The sequence below is a fragment of the Pseudomonas sp. NPDC098747 genome (genome assembly GCF_044760045.1).
In the GTDB taxonomy this organism is placed as follows: Bacteria; Pseudomonadota; Gammaproteobacteria; order Pseudomonadales; family Pseudomonadaceae; genus Aquipseudomonas.
In genome coordinates, this window is record NZ_JBIWAL010000031.1 from 22653 (window position 1) to 44013 (window position 21361).

The window sequence follows — 21361 nt, forward strand, 5'->3', positions numbered from 1 at the left end:
AGTTTTTACTGCATCAATGCAGCTTCAAGCGCGGCTCGGTCCCACGGCCAATCTTGCTGCCCAGCATCAGCATTGCCGTGCGGAATGGTCCGTACAGCGCCACCTGGTGCATGCGATACAGCGACACGTAAAACATCCGCGCCAGCCAGCCTTCAAGCATCACGCTGCCGGTCAGGTTACCCATCAAGTTACCCACCGCCGAGAAGCGCGACAGCGAAATCAGCGAGCCGTAGTCGGTGTACTTGTATTCCGGCAGTGTCTTGCCTTCGATGCGCAGTTTCAGCGACTTGGCCAGCAGCGACGCCTGTTGGTGCGCGGCTTGTGCACGCGGCGGCACGTTACGATCGGAGCCAGGTTGCGGGCATGCGGCGCAATCGCCGAAAGCGAAGATGTTTTCGTCGCGGGTGGTCTGCAGCGTTGGCAGCACTTGCAGTTGATTGATGCGGTTGGTTTCCAGGCCATCGATATCCTTGAGGAAACCCGGTGCACGAATGCCCGCCGCCCAGACTTTCAGGCTGGCCTTGATCTCGTTGCCATCGGCGGTAATCAGGCTGTCGGCCGTCACTTCGCTGACTGACGCATTGGTCATCACGTTGACCCCGAGTTTTTCCAGGGTCTTGTGCACCGGCCCGCTGATGCGCTCCGGCAGGGCAGGCAGCACCCTTGGCCCGGCTTCGATCAGGGTGATGTGCATGTTTTCCGGTTTGATTCGGTCGAGGCCGTACGCAGCCAGTTCATGCGCCGCGTTATGCAGTTCTGCCGCCAACTCGACGCCAGTAGCACCGGCGCCGACGATGGCCACGCTGATCTGTTGGACCACATCGGTTTGCCCAGCATGCGCTCGCAGATAGTGGTTAAGCAGTTGCTGATGGAAACGCTCGGCCTGTTTGCGGGTGTCGAGGAATAGACAGTGCTGCGCCGCGCCCTGAGTGCCGAAGTCGTTGGTGGTGCTGCCGACTGCGATCACCAGCGAGTCGTAGCCCACCTCCCGAGCGGGCACCAGTTCGACGCCGTTTTCGTCGTAGGTGGCGGCCAGTTGAATTTTCTTCGACGCGCGATCGAGCCCGCTCATGCGCCCCAGCTGGAACTCGAAGTGGTTCCATTTCGCCTGGGCGACATAGTTGAGTTCGTCTTCGGAAGAGTTCAGTGATCCGGCGGCCACTTCGTGCAACAGCGGTTTCCAGATGTGCGTCAGGTTCGCGTCAACCAGCATGACGCTGGCCGTGCCGCGTTTGCCCAGAGTTTTACCCAGACGGGTAGCCAACTCCAGACCGCCGGCGCCGCCGCCGACAATAACAATACGATGGGACATGGGGATAACTCGCAAGGTTTTTAAAAGAAATCGGTGCAGTTACCCAAGCGAGCGCCAAGCAGCTCATAGCGTCAGGTAACTGATAAATCGGCTCAACAAGCCAAGACCAATGGTCACTGCCAGCACCAGCACCAGGAGCATCCACGGCCGGAAAGGCCGGCGCTCGACACGGTGTTGGGACAGTTGCAGGTACTCTTCGACATGCTTTTGGTCTTCGGGGTTCAGGCGGCTGGTCATAAAGGCCTCGTCAGGTAGACGTTACTGAATGTGCAGAAGCTACAGCGGTTTTCAACCGGGGTTGAACGCAGCATAGCCGCTGTCCGGAACCGGTTCGACAGACACGCTATCGTCGAGGCGAATAATCCCGCTTTGTAACACTCGCGCGGTGATTCCGCCATGGCCGCGCACCGCTTGAAAGGTGCCAGGGCCGAGGTTGTTCTGCAGACGTGCGCAGGGCTGGCACCAGCCGGTGGTTTCGAAAATTGCCTGGCCGATGCGAAAGCGCCGGCCCTTGAGGCTGAACAGGTTGATCCCGCTTATAACGAGATTGCGCCGCAGATCTTCAGGTTTTACCGGTTGATCCTGCGAACGGCCCATCAATGCGCTGATCACCGCCAGATGTTCCCACTGAATCAGCGTCACTTGCCGCGCGTTGCGTACGCCTGGGCGGGCGTGATCGCCGGTCAGTCCGGCTTCAAGCCGTGCTTCAACGGCATCGAGTTTAATCATCGGTCCACGGGATTCGGGGCGCACGCCAATCCAGCGCACAGTGCCGGTTTGCGGAACATCGGCGATCAATTGCTGAAGCGGCGTCATAAGCTGATCCCGACATCGAAGACGATGCTGCGCCCCAGGTTACTGCGCAGAAAGTCCGGTGCATCGGGGTGCGCAAACAGCACGCGGGCGAACGTCGGGCCGACCAGAGACAGCGAACGCCAGCCCTGACGCAGATATTCGGTTGGCGGTGGGAAGTGGCTGTTGAGGTCCAGCACCTCGCGCTTGAGGCTGGCGAAAGCGATGATGTCCAGCTCGCCCAGATCCATGCCGCGCTCCTTGTAATTGTGGGCTTTTTTGCGCAGCGTCGGTGCGAGGCGCAAGAGGAATTCATTGGCCGGAATCCGCTTTGGCTTGGCTTCGCGGCGCACCAGTTGGCTGAGGGAGAACGCGCTGCGCCGACGTTGCAACTCGTCGCGCCATTCGTCGTTGAGTCGTCGGCCTTCGTCGAGGACGAAGAATACTTCGAAGTTGGCGTCGCGAAAAAGCACGTCGGGCGGCTCGCCGGCAGGGGCGAACTCGTCGGCGCGATAAGGAATGTTCAGGCCTTGCAGCAGGCGCTGGCAGACCCAACGCTCACGCTCCCATTTGCGGGCATTGGACAGGAACGCGTTGGCCTGCTCGGCCGCGATGGTCAGCAGGCGTAAGTAATCTGAGTCATCCATAGGCCCAAGCTTAGCGTTCAAATGCGACAAGCAGAAAGCTTTGCATCGGCTGATGCACTCCAAGTAGCGGTGTAGACTTCGACATCACGGACTATCGGCACGATGAAATACCCCTGAAGGAGCTGCCGAAGGCTGCGATCTTTTGATCTTGCTTTTTAAAATCAAAAGATCGCAGCCTTCGGCAGCTCCTACACGGGCGTGGGATGTTGTTACGAGGTGAGAGAGTCATGATCGGTGAAGAACTGCTGTCCTCGACAAGCCTGACGCTCGGCTGGCTGATTTATCTGCCGGTGTTGCTGTGGGCGCTTGTTCGGGCGCCGTGGGTCGAGTTGTTCAGTGACAGTCGTCGTCAGCATCTGTTGTTCGGCACGGTGTTCGCGTTGTTTCTGTTGTGGCTGGTGCGCAGGGATTTCGACACCGGGGTGTCTTATCACTTCATCGGCATGACGGCGGTGACCTTGCTGCTCGACTGGCCACTGGCGATTGTCGGAGGGCTGGTGGCGCAAGTCGGACTGGTACTGCTCGGGCGCCAGGATCTCGCGGCACTGGGAGTCAACGGCGCATTATTTATTCTGCTGCCGGTGGTGATTACCGAGTGCGTGGCGATCCTCGTCGAGCGCGCCCAGCCGCGCAATCCCTTTGTGTACATCTTCTGTTCCGGGTTTCTTGCCGCCGCGCTGTCGGCGTTGCTGTGCCTGCTGTTGAGCCTGACGCTGCTCTGGTACGACGGCTTGTTTGCCATGCCCGAATGGCTGGAAGACTTTATCGGCTACCTGTGGCTGATCATATTTCCAGAGGCATTCATCAACGGCATGGTCGTCAGCGCACTGGTGGTGTTCAGCCCGGAATGGCTGGAGACGTTCAATCGCACGCGCTACCTTTCGGCACCGTGGAAGGACGACGACCCGAAGTCTTGATCCTGTGTGCGCTCCTCGGCGGATCAGTGGCGCGGATCGAAATCGCCGGAAAACAGTTCATCCTCGGCATCCGGTGCGACCGGGATCTTGTGCTCTTCTGAGGCCCAGGCGCCGAGGTCGATCAGTTTGCAGCGATCGGAGCAGAACGGCCGAAACTTGTTATCGGGTGTGAATTCCACGGGGGCGCCACACGTTGGGCATTCTACGGTTGGGATCTGGCTCATGATTGGCCTCCACTTAAAGTCAGGTAAAAGTCATGCAGGCGCTCGACCTCGCTGTGCAGCCAGGCGAGGTCGCGGTCGTTGACCACCACGTCGTCGGCACGGCTCACACGGTCTTCGCGGCTCGACTGGGCCTTGAGGATCGCCTGAACCTGCTGCTCGCTGGTCTGGTCACGCTGCAAGGTGCGTTCGATCTGCAGTTGTTGCGGCGCGTCGATCACCAGGATTCGCTGGGTCATCGCGTGTTGCCCGGATTCGATCAGCAGCGGTGAAACCAGAATCGCGTAGGGCGATTTTGCCAGCGCCAGATGATGGGCGATTTCCTCGGCGATCAACGGATGCAGCAGGGCTTCCAGCCAGCGGCGCTGCTCCGGGTCTTCAAAAATCAGTTTGCGCAGGGCTGCACGGTCCAGCGTACCGTCAGCCTGCAACACGCCAGCGCCGAAGTGTTCGGTAATCCTGGCCAGCGCCGGACGCCCCGGTTCGACTACCCAGCGTGCTGCATGATCGGCGTCGATCACATGGATGCCGAGGTCGATGAAGTGCTGGGCAGCAGCGCTTTTGCCGCTGCCGATGCCGCCGGTCAGGCCGAGAATCCAGGGTTTTTCCACAGGGGTATTCATTTCAAACCGACAAACTGCCAATAGAAGTCGGTTATTTGACCACCCCAGAGCAAGGCAATCCAGCCGGCAATTGCCAGATAGGGTCCGAAGGGGATCGGCGTCGAGGTTTTCTGCTCGCGCACACGCAGCAAAATTACCCCGATAATCGCCCCCACCAGCGAAGACAGCAGGATCGTCAGCGGCAGAATCTGCCAGCCACCCCAGGCACCGAGCAGCGCCAGCAGCTTGAAATCACCGTGACCGATGCCGTCCTTGCCGGTCAGCAGTTTGAACAGCCAGAACACCGACCACAGCGCCATATAACCGGCCACCGCGCCCCACAGCGCATCGTGCAATGGCACGAACAGCCCGAAACTGTTGACGATCAGCCCCAACCACAACAACGGCAGCACCAGCACATCGGGCAGCAATTGATGCTCGGTGTCGATCAGGCTCATCGCCAGCAAGCCCCAGGTGAGGAAGATCAACAAGCCGGCCGCCCAGCCAAACCCCACATGCCAGGCGATAAACGCTGAAAGCAGTCCACAGCTCAATTCGGTCAGTGGATAGCGTTTGCTGATCGGCGCGGCGCACGCGGAGCAGCGTCCGCGCAGCCACAGATAACTGAGCAGCGGGATGTTTTCCCACGCACGGATTCGATGTGCGCAGTGTGGGCACTCGGAGGGCGGCAGCATCAGGTTGTAGGTCGGCAGCGGCGTTTCGCCGGGCAGGCCGAGCACATCCTGGGCCTGCTGGCGCCAATCGCGCTCGAGCATTTTTGGCAGGCGCCAGACCAGCACATTGAGAAAGCTGCCGACCACCAGGCCGAGCAGCAACGCGGTGAAGACAAAGGCCAGTGGGTACAGGGCAAACAGTTCGTCGATAGGCATGTCAGATCGCTGAGCCGAGTTGGAAGATCGGCAGGTACATCGCCACCACCAGACCGCCGACAATCACCCCCAGGACTACCATGATGAACGGCTCCATGAGGCTGGTGAGGTTGTCGACCATGTTATCCACTTCGTCCTCGTAAAACCCTGCGACCTTGTCGAGCATCTCGTCCAGTGCCCCGGACTCTTCGCCGATGGCGGTCATCTGCACCGCCATATTGGGAAAAACCCCGGTGGTGCGCATGGAAAAATTCAACTGCATGCCAGTGGAAACATCCTGGCGGATGCGCAACACAGCACGCTTGAACACCACGTTGCCCGTGGCACCCGCCACCGAGTCGAGCGCTTCCACCAGAGGTACGCCAGCAGCGAATGTAGTCGACAAGGTTCGGGCAAATCGGGCCACGGCAGATTTGTACATCAACGTGCCCACCAACGGCAGTTTCAACAGCCAGGTGTCTTTGCGATCACGCATGGTCTGGGATTTTTTCAGCGCATGGCGGGTACCGAAAAACGCTGCCACCAAAGCAACGAGTATTGCCCACCACCATTGCTGCATGAATTCGGAGAGGCTGATCACCATCAGGGTGAAGGCCGGCAGCTCGGCGCCAAAACCGGAAAAAACCGACTCGAACTGCGGCACCACTTTCACCAGCAGAATCCCGGTCACCACGGCTGCAACCAGCACCACGGCGGTGGGGTAGGTCATGGCTTTCTTGATCTTGGCCTTGAGCGCTTCGCTTTTTTCCTTATAGGTCGCGACCCGTTCCAGCAACGTGTCGAGGGCGCCGGACTGTTCGCCGGCATCCACGAGGTTGCAATACAGCTCATCGAAATACTGCGGCTTCTTGCGCAGGGCGTTGGCGAAACTGTTGCCGGCGGCGACCTCCTGTTTCACCTCGTCGACCAGTTTGCGCATGGCCGGGTTTTCGAAACCCTCACCGATGATGTCGAACGACTGCAGCAGCGGTACGCCAGCCTTCATCATGGTTGCCATCTGCCGAGTGAACAGGGCGATGTCCCGGGGCTTGATGCGTTTGCCGAAGCTAAAAAGCGAGGCAGTTTTTTTGCGCACCTTGCCCGGATTGATCCCTTGCTTGCGCAGTTGAGCCTTGATCAGTGCCGGGTTCTGCCCGCTTAATTCACCGCTGAGTTTGCTGCCATTCTTGTCCGTGCCCTCCCAGGCGTAGACACTGATTTTCGCTGCCTTGACCGCCATGTTCAGTCCTTGGTGACCCGGTTGATTTCTTCCAGGCTGGTAATGCCTTGCATGGCCTTGCGCAGGCCTGAGGTACGCAGGTCGTCGAAGCCGTCGCGGCGCATCTGGATATCGATTTCCAGCGAGTTGCCCTCGGCCATGATCAGTCGTTGCAGATCCGGTGTGTTCTTCACCACTTCATAAATCCCCACGCGTCCCTTGTAACCGCCATTGCAGTGATCGCAACCAACCGGCTCGTAGATCGTGAAACTGCCGATGCGTTCCTCGGGGAAGCCTTCCTTGATCAGGGTTTCGCGCGGAATCTCGATGGCTTTCTTGCAGTGGCTGCACAGCTTGCGCGCCAGCCGCTGGGCGATGATCAGGCTGACCGAGGTGGCGATGTTGAAGCCGGGGATGCCCATGTTGTGCAGGCGGGTCAGGGTTTCTGCGGCGCTGTTGGTGTGCAGTGTGGACAACACGAGGTGACCGGTTTGTGCAGCCTTGATCGCGATCTCGGCGGTTTCCAGGTCGCGGATCTCACCGACCATGATCACGTCCGGGTCCTGACGCAGAAACGAGCGCAAAGCCTGGGCAAAGTCGAGCCCCTGCCTGGGGTTGACGTTGACCTGGTTGATGCCTTCCATGTTGATCTCCACCGGGTCTTCGGCGGTGGAGATGTTGATGTCGACCGTGTTGAGAATATTCAGCCCGGTGTACAGCGACACGGTTTTGCCCGAGCCAGTGGGGCCGGTGACCAGAATCATCCCTTGAGGCTGCTTGAGGGCTGCCATGTACAGGTCTTTCTGCTCTGGCTCATAGCCGAGAGCGTCGATGCCCATCTGCGCGCTGGACGGGTCGAGAATCCGGATCACCACTTTCTCGCCCCACAGGGTCGGCAGGGTGTTGACCCGGAAGTCGATCGACTTGCTCTTCGACAGGCGCATTTTGATCCGGCCGTCCTGCGGCTTGCGCCGTTCAGAGATGTCGAGGCTGGCCATGACTTTCAAGCGTGCGGCGATGCGTCCGGCCAGTTGAATCGGCGGCTTGGCCACTTCGCGCAGAATCCCGTCGGTGCGCACCCGTACCCGGTAGTTCTTTTCGTAAGGCTCGAAATGCAGGTCGGAGGAGCCGCTCTTGATCGCGTCCAGCAGCATCTTGTGGACGAAACGCACCACCGGCGCATCGTCGGCGTCTTGTCCGCCGATGGCGTCCTGCTTGTTGTCGTCGATCGATTCGACATCGATGCCGTCGAGATCGACGTCGTCCATATCTTCGAGACCCGTGCTTTGGGTGTCGAAGAACTTTTCGATGGCGTCGGTGAGTTTGTCGTCTTCCACCAGAATGGCTTCGGTGCTTAAACCGGTGCTGAACTGGATGTCGTTGATTGCTTGATGGTTGCTCGGGTCGGAAATCCCCACGAACAGCTTGTTGCCGCGCCGCCACAGGGGCAGGGCGTGATGCTGGCGCACCAGTTTTTCACTGACCAGGCCTTTGGGCTGGGTTTCCTTGTCCAGGCAATTAAGGTCAAGGAACGCCATGCCGAAGTGCTCTGAGGCGATCTCGGCTACCTGAGAGCTCTTTACCAGTTTGTTCTGCACCAGATAGCTGACCAGCGACAGCCGATTGCGCTGGGCCTGTTGCGAGGCCTGCTCGGCGCTTTTTTCCGTCAGCAGTTCGGCCTGCACCAATTGTTTGGCCAGACCGCTCAGAGCGATGTCATTCATGGGGATTCCGCACGCTTGCCGTTCATGACTTATAGCCTAGTCAAGTGACAGCGCCAAACACGGTCGGTGCAGGTGACAAAAAGTGTCAGATAGTGCGGTTGCGGGTTGTAGGAAAGTGCGTAGAGCGCTGCTCGTGCCTCGTGTGCAGGGCTTTCAGGCGCTTGGCATGGGCTATGCTCGATTCATCTCAGATCATGAGATTTCTACTCATGCATGGAGCGTTTCTATGAAAAAACAACAAGGTTTTACGCTGATCGAGCTGCTGATCGTTGTGGCGATCATCGGGATTCTGGCGACTATCGCCCTGCCGCAGTATTCGAAATATCAGGCGCGATCCAAGGTGACGGCGGGGCTGGCGGAAATCAGTGCGATGAAAGTGCCATTCGAAGACACCATCAATCAGGGGACCGACCCGACGCTGACACTCGTTGCGGGGAGCGCGACCGTCACAACGTCCAATTGTGCCGTCACCGCATCGGGCACCGCTTCCACGGGCGCGGGCTCGATCGTCTGCACCATCAAAAATGCGCCAGGTCCGGTGCTGGACAAAACCATCACGCTCACTCGATCGTCCGGCACTGGTGCGGGCGTCTGGACATGCGGCACTACTGTTGCTCCTGACTTTTCGCCAAAAGGCTGCACTGCCACCGGTACTTGATATTCGGCCTTCCTGGTTTAAGGAATGCCCCGCAACGCGGGGCATTTTTCATTGCCTGGCATCTCACAAAAGCTTCAATAATTTCAGCGCCTTAGGAACTTTTCAAAAAGCCGCAACTTGCATGTGAATATTCAGCAAGTCATGCATTTTGCATGAAACCGGAAATTTGCATTATTCATAAGATGTTGATTTATAACGATTTTACGTCATGAGAAAAGTTGGCACAGCGTTCGCAATATCTACGGTAACCCTGCTGACAAGACATCCAGCAGACTTTCCAGAAAAACAGGAGTTACTCGTATGAAGAAGTTCGCTATCACTGCCGCTGCTGCAACCGCGCTGACCCTGACCATGGCTTCCGGTGCATTCGCACAATCGGCTCAGGCTACCCAGGCTCCAATGACTCTGGCCGCCGGTGAAGTCACCGAGATGAAACAAGACACTTCCGATACCTGGATCACCACCAAGGTCAAAGCTGACCTGGTTACCGAAAAAGGCATTCCAGGCACCGACATTAAAGTCGAAACCAACAAAGGCGTTGTGTCGCTGTCGTCGACTACTACCGTAACCGACTCGCAGAAAGACGTAGCTGTTGCCATCGCCAAGAAAATCAAAGGCGTTAAAGCGGTCTCCGCTGACGGCCTGAAAGCCGAGTAAGGCATGACTTCTCGCCTGGACCGGGAGAAGGCGCGACAGACGGGCCGAGCAATACGTCTGCCGCAACTTTAGAGTTCATGCGAACGGTCACACGGATGTGATCATTACAGGCCCCGGCACTTTGTGTCGGGGCCTGTTTTATTTCAGGGCGAAAAAAGAAGTAAATGTGGGAGCGAGCTTGCTCGCGAATGCAATCTGTCAGTTGACTAATAGGCTGACTGACCTGACGCCTTCGCGAGCAAGCTCGCTCCCACAGATACGGTGTTGAATCAGGATCAATTACCGCGTTTACTGTCGATCTGCTTCAGGCGACTGCCTTCAAAGCGCAGGTACTGATACATGCCGTTGCTCGGGCCATAGGTCCATTCCTCGACCTGAAACTCTTCCCGTCGATTGGCGCTACGCTTGTAACCCAGCGCATCGCGGCTGACCGGCTCGCCGCACTTGTTCAGCACTTCGCTTGCGCGGTCGCCTAGGCTGATCAGTTGGCTGCCGCAACGCAACGTATCGGATGCAGACGCCTGGCCAGCAACCAATGTCAGTGCCATTGCCGCCAGCCATCTGTGCTTCATCATTCGGCATCCAGGTGCATTTGCGTCACCACCCGACCGTCGCTCTCGGCCTCGCTCAGATTGGTGTCGATGAAGTACACGCGCTCGTCAGCCAGTTGGCCCTTGTCCACCAGATAATCCTTGATGCTGCTGGCACGGTCCTGACCCAACTGACGCAGCAGAACATCGCTGGAACTCCAGAACTGGATTACGCCTTCGCGCATTTTCGCTGTGCGTTCTTCCTTGCCCAGATCCTTCCATTCGGCCGGCGGCTGGGTTTTCAGGCGAGTGCGGTAAATGCCTTCGAGCAGCGGGCCTTTCTCGCTGTCCGGCACTTCTATCAAGGAAGCCTGAGCCGGGACTTTATCGCCACGACGCTGGAGCATCTTGTAGTAGTTGTACTGGTATTCACGCTCCAGGCGCTGTTCGGCGAGCAACGGGCCGTCGCTGCTTTTGGCGGCGGCGCCCTCGATTTCCAGGCGCAGGGCCGGACGTTCCTTGAGTGCTTGGGACAACTTGACCAGAGCGCCCTCGGCATCCTTGCTCAACTCGCTGGAGCCCGGCGCGAACGACACCGTGCCGAGATCTTCGGAGCCGCCACCACTGACCAATCCGCCAATCATTTTGAATGGCGCGGCAGCGGCTTTGACGATCAGATTGCGCAGGGTCTGCCAGACAATCGGCATCACGCTGAATTGCGGGTTGTTCAAGTCGCCCGTCACGGGTAATTCGATGGAGATCTTGCCGTCAACGTCCTTGAGCAACGCGATTGCCAGTTTCAGCGGCAGGCTTGTCGCGTCCGGGCTGTCGACTCTCTCACCGAGTTGCAATTGCTCGACCACCACTTTGTTCTCGGCTTTCAATCGGCCCTTGGTGATCAGGTAATGCAGGTCGAGGTTGAGCCGACCCTTGCGGATACGGTATCCGGCGAATTTGCCGGAGTAGGGCGTCAGGGTGGTCAGCTCGACCCGTTTGAAACTGGTGGTGATGTCGAGGCTGGCCATCGGGTCGAACGGATTGACCGCGCCCTTGATGGTCACTGGCGCATAGCGATCGACCTTGCCTTTGATATCGACAGTGGCCGGTTTCGATTGTCGACTGTCGATGGTGCCGATCTGGCCGTTGAGTTGCTGGACGGCGGTGGCGAAATTCGGTGTCAGGCTGAAGTCCGCGAAATTGGCCGAGCCGTCGTTGATGGCGATACCGCCGATGCGAATACCCAGTGGTTTGTCTTTGCTGGCCGGTTTGGTGGCGGCGGTTGTTGCGCCGCTGTCAGCAGGCTGCGGAATCAGCAGGTCATCAACGTTGGTGGTGCGGTCATCGTTGATCATGAAGCGCACGTACGGCTGGAACAGATTGACCTTGTCGATCGACAGGCTGTCGCCGTGCTGATAGTTCAGGCCTTCCACCACCACTTGCTGCCACTTGAGGAAGTCGCGCGTCTTCAGGGTGTCGAGGGTGTGCAGTTGATCGATCTGCGCGCGGCCGGTGACGCTAAGTGCCAGAGGCTCGGTGCTCTTGAGGTTGACCTTGAGGTCACTGCCGAGCATGCCGCTGCGCAATTCGAGACGAATGAACGGATTGATGTAGGACTGCGCGACACGCAGGTCGATGTCCTTGGTTTTAACGTTGAGCTGGGCGTTGACCGGCGCCAGATTGACCGTGCCATCGGCCTGTATCTTGCCTTGTTTGCCCAGCCCGGTATCGAGTTTGAGCTTGAAGGGTGAGCCGTTGAGGCTGTCGAAATCCTGCAGGTCGACGTTCAACGGGGTGACATCCAGGGTCACCGGCGGGTTAGCCGAACGGTCTGCCAGGTGGACTGTGTAATTGCGCAGTTGCACATCTTTGAGCAGTACTTGCCACGGTTTGCTCGGTGCGCTCGGCTCAGATTTCGGTGAGTCAGCGGTCGCGGGTGTGCTGGCCGGTTCAGCGGCGGCTTTGGCGGCAGGTTTCGACGGTTGGCTGGCGAACAGTTTTTGCCAGTCCAGTTGACCGTCGGCCTCGAGGGCGGCCCAGGTTTCGAGTTTCTGGCTACGAATCTTGCCGACCACCACTTGCTGTTTCGCCAGGTCCACCGAAGTGTCGCTGATGTCGAGACGTTCGAGTTTCGCCAGAGGGCGTCCGTCGGGTGCCTTGATCGCGAACGGCGCGATGCTCACCGCAACGTTGTTCAACTGCAGCTCGGTTTGTTTCGACAGGTTGAGTTTGTATTCGGTGCTGAGGTTGATCACCCCTTCTTCGAGAACCAAGGGCACCGCGTCGCGCACATACGGCCAAAAAGCCTTCATCTTGCCGTCGGTGACTCTCAGCGTGCCTTCGGAGGCGATCGGGATCAGGCTGAAATTACCGCTCCAGTCGATCCGGCCGCCGGCAGGGCCGATGGCGACCAGGGTCATGTCGGCGCTGTCTTCAGGCAGTGTGCTGAGGTTTTTCAGCTCGAAGTTGAGGTCGTCGTAGAGGAATTCGATGGGTTCGCTCGGGCGTGCATCCTGAAAGTGCACGACACCGTTGGCGAGTTTGATCCGGTCGATGCGCAGCGGAAACGGTTTGGCATCGGGATCGACGGGTGTTGGTTCACTGGCGGGTACGTTGAACAGACCGAGCAGGTTGAGCTTGCCGTCTTTGGCGAAGAGAATTTCGGTCTTCGGTTTGTCCAGTTCGATGTCGGACAGATGTACGGCTTTTGTCCACAGACTGTCGAGTTGCAGGTCGGCGTACAGGCGTTCGAAACCGACCTGCTCTTTGCCGGGTTCACCGATGACCAGACCCCACAAGGTGAGTTTAAGGCTGAACGGATTGAGTTCGATGCGCTGGATATGCGCAGGCACCGCCGCATAGTTTGCCAGTTGCTGGTTGGCCACACGCAAGGCGATGCCCGGTAAAATCAGAAACCCCAGCAGGCTGTAGAGGGCCAGAGCGGTCAACAGTGCGCCAATCGCGCGAATCAATCCTTTGGGCATGTGCGGCTTCATCTGTCGTAATCGGAGTGCCTTGGAGTATGGCACGCGATTCTGGTTCCGAAGTACCTGGCGTTGAACAGGATTGTTCAGATTTGTTTGCAATCACCCAATATTGTGGGAGCGAGCTTGCTCGCGAAAGCGCTGGATCAGTTGATAAATATGCTGACTGACATGACGACTTCGCGAGCAAGCTCGCTCCCACAGTGGTGTGTGGTTATCCGTGGGTGAGCGTCAGAGTTGCAGGATCAGGGTTTTCAGTGGGGGCTGTTGATCAAGCGACGGGAAATCCGCGCCCGGGGTCATCACGCTCCATTCACGCACCGGGCGCCCGGCCTTCTCGGCGCAACGCAGGACCTGTTCGCGCCAGTCGTCCATGCTGACTTTCGCCAGGTTGTTGCAGCAGATCAGCACGCCGTTGTCGGCGGTGGTCAGCAGGGCCGGTTTGAGCAGGCTTTGATAGTCGCGCAGCAGGTCGACGGTGCCGAACGCGCTTTTGGCCCAGGCCGGCGGATCGAGCAGCACCAGATCGTATTGACGCTGTTCCAGGCGCTGATAGCTCGGCAGTTTCTGCCCGCGTCGCTGACTTATCGGCAGACCGGCCAATTGGCGGATGGCCGGAAAGTAGTCGGACTGAATGAACTCCATCTCCAGCAGCTGCGGATTGAGCAGGCCGTTTTCGCGACCGACCGCGAGGTTACCCTCGGCAAAATCCAGGTTGCACACCTCACGGGCGCCACCGGCCGCGGCACTCAAGCCAACGCCGCAGGTGTAGGCGAACAGGTTGAGCACGCTTTTGCCTTTGGCGTGGTCCTTGACCCAGCCGCGGGTGTTGCGCAGGTCGAGGAACAGCAACGGATCCTGCCCGGCATGGCGTCCACGCACGCGGTAATTCAGGCCCCATTCGTGACCGACCAGATCCACCAGCGCGGCATCTTCGGCGCGGTAGACGTGGTCTTCGCGGTCGATACGCGAGTTACCGCGGGAACGGTCGTTGTAGACCAGCAAAGTCTCCAACCCGAGAGTCTGATTGACCATGGCGTGCAGTTGCAGCAGCTCGTCACGCTCCAGCGTCTGGTGAAAACTTTGCACCAGCAATTGTGGGCCGTAGCGGTCGATGGTCAGGCCGCCGGCGCCTTCCTGGCTGCCATGAAACAGGCGATAGCAATCGGTGCCCTGGCTGTGCAGTACAGAGAGCAAGTCCTGGCGTTGGTCGAGGGCGGCGCGCAGCGCCTGATTCAAGGAAGACATGCGTGCGCCTTGCTGGAGAGAATTGGGGCGCGGGAGTTTAGCAGCTTGGCGGGCGACCGGGGTGCTGCCTTCGCGAGCAAGCTCGCTCCCACAGGGGATCGTCGCTGCAAATCAGATCAACTGTGGGAGCGAGCTTGCTCCGGTCTGGGGTGCGACGAAGCCTTTCGTTCCGGTCAGGTCAGCGACCCCTTTCGCCGCTTCGCCCGTGATCGTTACTGATTGAGCCGCGTGTCGATCAGGCCTTGCACCACGCTCGGGTCGGCCAGGGTTGAGGTGTCACCGAGGCTGTCGAGTTCGTTGCAGGCGATCTTGCGCAATATGCGCCGCATGATCTTGCCTGAGCGGGTTTTCGGCAAGGCCGGCGCCCACTGGATCAGATCCGGTTTGGCGAAACTGCCGATCTCCTTGCTGACGTGGGCCAGCAGCTCCTTCTTCAGCTCATCGCTGGGCTCGGTGCCGTTCATCGGTGTGACGAAGGCGTAAATGCCCTGGCCTTTGACGTCATGTGGATAACCGACCACCGCTGCCTCGGCGATGCTGTTGTGCAGCACCAGCGCGCTTTCCACTTCGGCGGTGCCGATGCGATGGCCGGAAACGTTAATCACATCGTCGATACGCCCGGTGATCCAGTAATCGCCGTCCTCGTCGCGACGGGCGCCGTCGCCGGTAAAGTAGTAGCCGGGGTAGGGTTTGAAATAGGTGTCGACCATTCGTTGCGGGTCGCCGTACACACTGCGGATCTGCCCCGGCCAGCTTGATTTTATGGCGAGCACGCCGCTGCCGGAGCCTTTGATTTCCTTGCCTTGTTCATCGAGCAGCACCGGTTGCACGCCGAACATCGGTTGCGTGGCGCAGCCCGGTTTGATCCGCTGCGCACTCACCAGGGGGCTGAGCATGATGCCGCCGGTTTCGGTCTGCCACCAGGTATCGACGATGGGGCAGCGCTGTTCGCCGACCACGTTGAAATACCATTCCCACGCTTCCGGGTTGATCGGCTCACCGACACTGCCGAGTAATCTGAGGCTTTGCCGCGAAGTTTCCTTCAGTGGTTCGGCACCTTCGCGCATCAACGCGCGCAGTGCCGTCGGTGCGGTGTAGAAGATATTGACCTTGTGCTTGTCGATGACCTGCCAGAAGCGCGAGCTGCTCGGATAGCTCGGCACGCCTTCGAACATCAGCGTGGTCGCGCCATTGGCCAATGGGCCGTAGACGATGTAGCTGTGGCCGGTCACCCAACCGACGTCGGCAGTGCACCAGAACACTTCGCCGTCGCGGTAATCGAGCACGTATTTGAAGGTCATCGCCGCTTGCAGCAGATAGCCGCCGGTGGTGTGCAGCACGCCTTTGGGTTTGCCGGTGCTGCCGGAGGTGTAGAGGATGAACAGCGGGTCTTCGGCGTCCATCGGTTCCGGGGGGCAATCGTCGCTGACGTCGCGCACGGCCTGGTGATACCAGAGGTCTCGGCCCTCGACCCAATCGACCTTGCCTTGCGTGCGCTCGACGACGACGACAGTGCTGACATCCGGGCAACTTTGCAGGGCTTGGTCGACGTTGTTTTTCAGCAGCACGAATTTGCCACCGCGCACGCCTTCGTCGGCGGTGATCACGGTGCGGCAATCGGCATCGAGGATACGGTCACGCAGGGAGTCGGGGGAAAAACCGCCAAACACCACTGAATGAACCGCGCCGATTCGCGCGCAGGCGAGCATGGCGTAGGCGGCCTCGGGAATCATCGGCATGTAGATGCACACTCGATCGCCTTTCTTCACCCCACGGCTTTTCAGCACGTTGGCCAGTCGGCAGACGTGATGATGGAGTTTTCTGTAAGTGATTTGTGCCGATTCGGCAGGGTCGTCGCCTTCCCAGATCAGGGCGGTCTGATCGCCGCGCTGTGCAAGGTGACGGTCGATGCAGTTGTAACTGACGTTCAGTTTGCCGCCGGCAAACCAGGCGGCTTCACCGGTTTTCAGGTCGTAGCGCTGAACGGTTTGCCACGGCGTGCTCCAGTCGAGGAAGCGTGTGGCCTGCTCGGCCCAGAAAGTGCTGGGATGTTCAATGGATTCACGGTACAGGCGCTGATAGTCGTCCTGACTCAACTGAGCAGCCCGGCGGACGGCATCGGCTTGGGGGAATGTGCTGATATCGAACATGACGGTTCCTTATTCTTGTGTGCACAAGGATAAAGATGCGCCGAGCGGTGCACAGGTTCAAGTCATGTACAAAACAACTGTGGGAGCGAGCTTGCTCGCGAACGCGGTGTATCAGGCAACAAATATGCTGAATGATAAACCGCATTCGCGAGCAAGCTCGCTCCCACAGGGGATTTGGGGTTGCCCACAAAATCTGAGTCTGGCTCAAGTTCTGTGGGCGGGCTTTTTATCACCCGCGGTGACGACCGCGGAAGTAGTTGATCAAGCCCTGGGTAGACGGATCGTCAGAATTGGTTTCGTCGCTGCCGACCAGACGGTTGTAAACGCCTTTGCCCAATTCCTTGCCCAGTTCCACGCCCCACTGGTCAAAGGCGTTGATGCCCCAGACCACGCTTTGCACAAACACTTTATGTTCATACATGGCCACCAGTGCGCCAAGACGACGCGGGCTGATGCGTTCGACCACAAGGGTGTTGCTCGGACGGTTGCCCGGGATCACCTTGTGCGGTGCGAGTTTGTGCACCTGTTCTTCGCTCATGCCCTTGTCGCGCAGTTCTGCTTCGGCTTCCGGCAGGGTCTTGCCGAGCATCAGCGCCTGGCTCTGCGACAGGCAGTTGGCGTACAGCCACTGATGGTGGTCGGACACCGGGTTGAAGCTGACGATTGGCACGATGAAGTCGGCCGGGATCAGTTGGCTGCCTTGGTGCAGCAACTGGTGGTAGGCGTGCTGACCATTGCAGCCGACGCCGCCCCAGATCACCGGGCCGGTATCGGTCGAGACAGGGGTGCCGTCCTGACGCACGCTCTTGCCGTTGGACTCCATGTCCAGTTGCTGCAAGTGCTTGGTGATGTTGCGCAGGTAGTGGTCATACGGCAGGATCGCGTGGCTTTGCGAGCCCCAGAAGTTGCCGTACCACACGCCGAGCAGCGCCAGCAGCACCGGCATGTTCTGTTCGAACGGCGCGGTCTGGAAATGCTGGTCCATGGTGTAGGCACCGGACAGCAGTTCCTTGAAGTTGGACATACCGATGGCCAGGGCAATCGGCAAACCGATGGCCGACCATAGCGAGTAACGGCCGCCAACCCAGTCCCACATTGGGAAGATGTTTTCTTCGCGGATGCCGAACGCCACGGCTGCGGCGTTGTTGCTCGATACCGCGATGAAGTGACGATACAGCTCGGCTTCCGAACCGCCCTGAGCCAGATACCAGGCGCGTGCGGCCTGAGCGTTCTTCAGGGTTTCGAGGGTGTTGAACGACTTCGACGAAACGATGAACAGCGTGGTTTCGGCGCGCAGCTTTTGCGTCAGTTCGTGGAACTCACTGCCGTCGATGTTCGCCAGGTAGTGGCAGCGCACGCCTTTTTGCGCGTAGGACAGCAGCGCTTCAGAAACCAGCTCAGGGCCGAGGAACGAACCACCGATGCCGATATTGACCACGTCAGTGATCGGCTTCTCGGTGTAACCACGCCACAGGCCGTCGTGGATGCGGCCGACCAGATCGGTGATCTGGTTCAGCACCTTGTGCACTTCCGGCATCACGTTGACGCCGTTGACCGACAGCTTGTCGCCTACCGGACGGCGCAGGGCGGTGTGTAGTGCAGGGCGCTCTTCGGACGAGTTGACGATTTCGCCGTCGAACAGCGCTTTGATCGCGCCCTTCAGATCGACTTCATTGGCCAGGCCCACCAACAGGTTGCGGGTCTGGGCGTTGATCAAATTCTTCGAATAATCGAGAAACAGCCCGCAGCTGCTGAGGGTGAACTGATTGAAGCGCTGCGGATCGGCGTTAAAGGCTTCGCGCATGCTGAAATCCTGCATGGCTTGGCGGTGATCTTTCAACGCTTGCCAGGCGGGCAGAGCGGTAACGTCATGAGGAGTGAGGTAGTACGCCATCGCTGCGGTTTTCCTTTTTACTTGAACGGCCTTTTGAACACTGAACAGGCCAGCACGCTCTGTTTGGGCGTGGGCCAACTGCGTCGACACGGTTTTTGGACACAGGGCGGATACAGTAAACCTCGCGCTGCAATCTGTCTTGGCTTTGTCTGACCCGATCCCTGTACTTTTTTAACATTGATACCGGGAACGAGGCGACAAACGGAGAATAGCGGGGCTGAACCGAGCATAAAACAACTGTGGGAGCGAGGCTGCTCGCGAAGGCGTCGTGTCAGGCGGCGCTGTGTCATCTGACAGATTGCATTCGCGAGCAAGTTCGCTCCCACAGGGTATTGCGGTGATGCTTACGTCGGTGTATCGAGATTCAGGTGCAGGTTATCGATCAACCGCGTAGTGCCGAGAAACGCCGCCACCAGAATCACCAGATCACGGTCTTCAGCCGTCGCCGGACGCAAGGTCAGGGCGTGGCGAATTTCCAGATAATCCGGGCGCAGGCCCGCCGCTTCCAGTTGCTGCAGTTGTGCGTTGATCAGGGCAGGGAAATCCCGCTCACCTTGCGTGATCGACTCGGCAATCGTGCTCAGGGTGCGATAGACCACTGGGGCAACGGCGCGTTGTTCTTCGCTGAGAAAACCGTTGCGCGACGACAGTGCCAGGCCATCGTCAGCGCGGACCGTCGGTTCGCCGATGATCTGGATCGGCATGTTCAGGTCGTGCACCAGCGCGCGGATCACCGCCAGTTGCTGGAAGTCCTTCTGGCCGAAAATCGCCAGATCCGGCTGGACCATGTTGAACAACTTGCTGACCACCGTCGCCACACCTTCGAAGTGCCCCGGACGGCTGGCACCGCACAGGCCTTCGGAGAGTTGCGGCACGCTGACCCGGGTCTGCCCGGCCATGCCATCGGGGTACATCTCTTCAACAGTCGGCGCGAACAGCAGCGAGCAGCCGGCTTCGAGCAGTTTTTCCTGATCCGCCGCGAGGGTGCGTGGGTACTTGTCGAGGTCTTCGCCGGCGCCGAATTGCAGCGGGTTGACGAAAATGCTCGCGACCACGAAATCCACGCGTTGTGTGGCTTTGGTCACCAGCGCGACGTGGCCGCTGTGCAGGTTGCCCATGGTCGGCACGAAGCCGATGCGCTTGCCTTCGCTACGGGCGCGGGCTACGGCGGCGCGCAGTTCGCGTACGGTTTTGACGGTGTTCATGCAGAGAATCCGTGTTCGATGCCGGGGAACGTGGTGGCTTTGACTTCCTTGACGTAAGCCTTCAGCGCGGCGTGAATGCTGTGATGATCCTGCATGAAGTTCTTCACGAATTTCGGTACGCGGCCGGTAATCGACAGACCGAGCATGTCGTGCAGCACCAGGACTTGACCATCGGTGGCGCTACCGGCGCCGATACCGATGACCGGAATCTTCACCGCTTGGCTGATTTCTGCCGCCAGTTCGCTCGGTACACATTCGAGCAGCAGCATCGCCGCGCCAGCCTGCTCCAGCGAGATCGCGTCGGCGCGCATCTGCCGCGCCTGGTTCTCGTTGCGACCCTGCACTTTATAGCCGCCCAGAATGTTCACCGCTTGCGGGGTCAGGCCCATGTGCGCACAAACCGGGATACCACGCTCGGCGAGCAGACGGATCGACTCGGCCAGCCATAACGCACCTTCGACCTTGATCATGTGCGCGCCGGCCTGCATCAGCATGGCGGAGTTGGTCATGGTTTGCTCGAGGGTTGCGTAAGCCATGAACGGCAGGTCGGCCATGATCAGGGCATCGCGGTTGCCGCGTTTGACGCTGGCAGTGTGATAGGCCATTTCTGCGGTGGTTACCGGCAGGGTACTGTCGTGACCTTGCAGGACCATGCCGAGGGAATCGCCCACCAGCAACACTTCGACACCGGCCTCGTTGCAGGCGTGAGCGAAAGTCGCGTCATAGCAGGTCAGCATGGTGATCTTTTCACCTTTCTGCTTGAGGCTCTGGAGCGTGGTCAGGGTGATGGCTGGCATGTAAAAAATCCTCGTTCAGGCGCTCTGGAAACTACTGCGAGTAACGCGCGTGATTCTTCATCTACTCAGGCGCACGGTCTTTTGTCGTGCTTATAAGGCCTGGATTGCGCCCGTATGTGCCGGGTTGGCGGCAGCGGGACGCCTATAGTCGTGAGGAGCCAAGCGGAAGTCAATTGCGTGTGTTACCGCATTGTTACGAGGGGAGTGTTACCGGCGTTACTGATGCGATTCAGCGGCGCGGCGGGGCTGATGCGCGGAGATTTTGTCCGACAAAAACTGAAGATTGTCAGGTGACCTGTGGCGAGGGGATTTAGCGAAACGTCGCACCGCCCCGTTGGGTCGCGAAGCGGCCTCATTTTTGTAATACAGGGTTGGTCAGATTTGGGACTGCTTCGCAGTCCAACGGGGATAAATCCCCTCGCCACACAACCGCATTCCACAGTTTTTTTTGTCAGGGCTGGGGGAGGCGTTCGAGGCCGACGAACGGGCAGGCTGCCAGCAGGTCGGCAAGGCTGCGGCCATCGGCAAGGCGCAAATCGGCTGGAGCCAGTTCGGCCAGTGGATACAGGACGAATGCACGTTCCTGAATCTGATAGTGAGGGACTTTCAGCCGTGGCTCGTCGATCAGCCGATCACCGAACAGCAGAATATCCAGATCCAACGTGCGCGGGCCCCAGCGTTCCAAGCGTTCGCGGCCCTGATCGTTTTCGATGGCTTGCAGTGCGTCGAGCAGATCCAGCGGGGCCAGTGCGCTGTCGAGCGCGGCGACCGCGTTGGTGTAACGCGGCTGGCCCGGCAACAGCGAGTCGCTTTGATAGAAGGCGGAAACGCTGACGAGTGCGGTCTGCGGCAATTGCGCCAGCGCGTCGACCGCGCTACGCAATTGTTCGGCAGGGTCAGCGAGATTGCTGCCCATGCCGATGTAGATACGTTCCATG

The 21361-nt window shown here is 59.1% G+C and carries 20 protein-coding genes; 3 read left to right on the forward strand and 17 right to left on the reverse strand.

The features are described from left to right. Positions 1-13: 13 nt before the first annotated feature. From ACIQVE_RS18685 to ACIQVE_RS18700, 4 genes are all read right to left on the reverse strand, one after another. Positions 14-1312, reverse strand: coding sequence for an NAD(P)/FAD-dependent oxidoreductase (locus tag ACIQVE_RS18685; RefSeq protein ID WP_402810836.1), 1299 nt, complete (start codon positions 1310-1312; stop codon positions 14-16). 63 nt (positions 1313-1375) lie between these two features. After that, a complete protein-coding gene (locus tag ACIQVE_RS18690; RefSeq protein WP_007909875.1) occupies positions 1376-1549 on the reverse strand; it encodes a DUF3094 domain-containing protein in 174 nt (57 codons plus the stop codon). 51 nt (positions 1550-1600) lie between these two features. Further along, the gene (locus ACIQVE_RS18695; protein ID WP_402810837.1) at positions 1601-2128 is read right to left on the reverse strand and encodes an MOSC domain-containing protein; all 528 of its coding nucleotides are present in this window, start codon (positions 2126-2128) and stop codon (positions 1601-1603) included. After that, on the reverse strand, positions 2125-2751 hold the full coding sequence (locus ACIQVE_RS18700; protein WP_007909887.1) for a DUF1780 domain-containing protein: 627 nt from the start codon (positions 2749-2751) through the stop codon (positions 2125-2127). The genes ACIQVE_RS18695 and ACIQVE_RS18700 overlap by 4 nt, the downstream gene beginning before the upstream one ends. Positions 2752-2978: 227 nt before the next feature. On the opposite strand from ACIQVE_RS18700, the gene ACIQVE_RS18705 reads away from it, so the two are divergent. Next, positions 2979-3668 (forward strand): energy-coupling factor ABC transporter permease, encoded by a 690-nt coding sequence (locus tag ACIQVE_RS18705; RefSeq protein WP_402810839.1) that lies wholly within the window; start codon positions 2979-2981, stop codon positions 3666-3668. 23 nt (positions 3669-3691) lie between these two features. Here ACIQVE_RS18705 and yacG read toward each other — a convergent pair whose 3' ends face one another. Genes yacG through pilB form a run of 5 tightly spaced genes read right to left on the reverse strand, consistent with a single transcriptional unit; the run spans position 3692 to position 8303 of the window. Next, entirely contained in the window at positions 3692-3892 is a 201-nt protein-coding gene (gene yacG / locus ACIQVE_RS18710) for a DNA gyrase inhibitor YacG (protein ID WP_042561115.1), read from the reverse strand. Beyond that, on the reverse strand, positions 3889-4512 hold the full coding sequence (coaE, locus tag ACIQVE_RS18715) for a dephospho-CoA kinase (RefSeq protein WP_402810841.1): 624 nt from the start codon (positions 4510-4512) through the stop codon (positions 3889-3891). The genes yacG and coaE overlap by 4 nt, the downstream gene beginning before the upstream one ends. Further along, the gene (locus ACIQVE_RS18720) at positions 4509-5381 is read right to left on the reverse strand and encodes a prepilin peptidase (protein WP_402810843.1); all 873 of its coding nucleotides are present in this window, start codon (positions 5379-5381) and stop codon (positions 4509-4511) included. The genes coaE and ACIQVE_RS18720 overlap by 4 nt, the downstream gene beginning before the upstream one ends. Position 5382: 1 nt before the next feature. Beyond that, the gene (locus tag ACIQVE_RS18725) at positions 5383-6600 is read right to left on the reverse strand and encodes a type II secretion system F family protein (protein ID WP_402810844.1); all 1218 of its coding nucleotides are present in this window, start codon (positions 6598-6600) and stop codon (positions 5383-5385) included. Between the two features lie 2 nt (positions 6601-6602). Beyond that, a complete protein-coding gene (gene pilB / locus ACIQVE_RS18730) occupies positions 6603-8303 on the reverse strand; it encodes a type IV-A pilus assembly ATPase PilB (protein WP_402810846.1) in 1701 nt (566 codons plus the stop codon). Positions 8304-8529: 226 nt separating this feature from the next. Between pilB and ACIQVE_RS18735 the strand changes: the two genes are divergently transcribed. Beyond that, the gene (locus ACIQVE_RS18735) at positions 8530-8961 is read left to right on the forward strand and encodes a pilin (RefSeq protein WP_402810847.1); all 432 of its coding nucleotides are present in this window, start codon (positions 8530-8532) and stop codon (positions 8959-8961) included. Between the two features lie 300 nt (positions 8962-9261). Then, positions 9262-9618: a BON domain-containing protein gene (locus ACIQVE_RS18740; RefSeq protein WP_402810849.1), complete on the forward strand. Its 357-nt coding sequence runs from the start codon at positions 9262-9264 to the stop codon at positions 9616-9618. Between the two features lie 275 nt (positions 9619-9893). Here the strand turns inward: ACIQVE_RS18740 and ACIQVE_RS18745 are convergent, their stop codons facing one another. From ACIQVE_RS18745 to folK, 8 genes are all read right to left on the reverse strand, one after another. After that, a complete protein-coding gene (locus ACIQVE_RS18745) occupies positions 9894-10190 on the reverse strand; it encodes a DUF2845 domain-containing protein (RefSeq protein ID WP_402810890.1) in 297 nt (98 codons plus the stop codon). Continuing rightward, on the reverse strand, positions 10190-13141 hold the full coding sequence (locus ACIQVE_RS18750; protein ID WP_402810851.1) for a DUF748 domain-containing protein: 2952 nt from the start codon (positions 13139-13141) through the stop codon (positions 10190-10192). The genes ACIQVE_RS18745 and ACIQVE_RS18750 overlap by 1 nt, the downstream gene beginning before the upstream one ends. Positions 13142-13360: 219 nt before the next feature. Beyond that, complete coding sequence (locus tag ACIQVE_RS18755) at positions 13361-14377, reverse strand: class I SAM-dependent rRNA methyltransferase (protein WP_402810853.1); 1017 nt, start codon at positions 14375-14377, stop codon at positions 13361-13363. 212 nt (positions 14378-14589) lie between these two features. Then, positions 14590-16527, reverse strand: coding sequence for an acetate--CoA ligase (gene acs / locus ACIQVE_RS18760; RefSeq protein WP_402810854.1), 1938 nt, complete (start codon positions 16525-16527; stop codon positions 14590-14592). Between the two features lie 229 nt (positions 16528-16756). Next, positions 16757-18421 carry a glucose-6-phosphate isomerase gene (pgi, locus tag ACIQVE_RS18765; RefSeq protein WP_402810855.1) on the reverse strand — a complete coding sequence of 555 codons (1665 nt, stop codon included), beginning with the start codon at positions 18419-18421 and terminating at the stop codon, positions 16757-16759. A 344-nt stretch (positions 18422-18765) separates the two neighbouring features. Further along, on the reverse strand, positions 18766-19626 hold the full coding sequence (panC, locus tag ACIQVE_RS18770; protein ID WP_402810857.1) for a pantoate--beta-alanine ligase: 861 nt from the start codon (positions 19624-19626) through the stop codon (positions 18766-18768). After that, entirely contained in the window at positions 19623-20423 is an 801-nt protein-coding gene (gene panB / locus ACIQVE_RS18775; protein WP_402810859.1) for a 3-methyl-2-oxobutanoate hydroxymethyltransferase, read from the reverse strand. The genes panC and panB overlap by 4 nt, the downstream gene beginning before the upstream one ends. Positions 20424-20874: 451 nt before the next feature. Then, a complete protein-coding gene (gene folK, locus ACIQVE_RS18780; RefSeq protein ID WP_402810861.1) occupies positions 20875-21360 on the reverse strand; it encodes a 2-amino-4-hydroxy-6-hydroxymethyldihydropteridine diphosphokinase in 486 nt (161 codons plus the stop codon). Position 21361 lies beyond the last annotated feature (1 nt).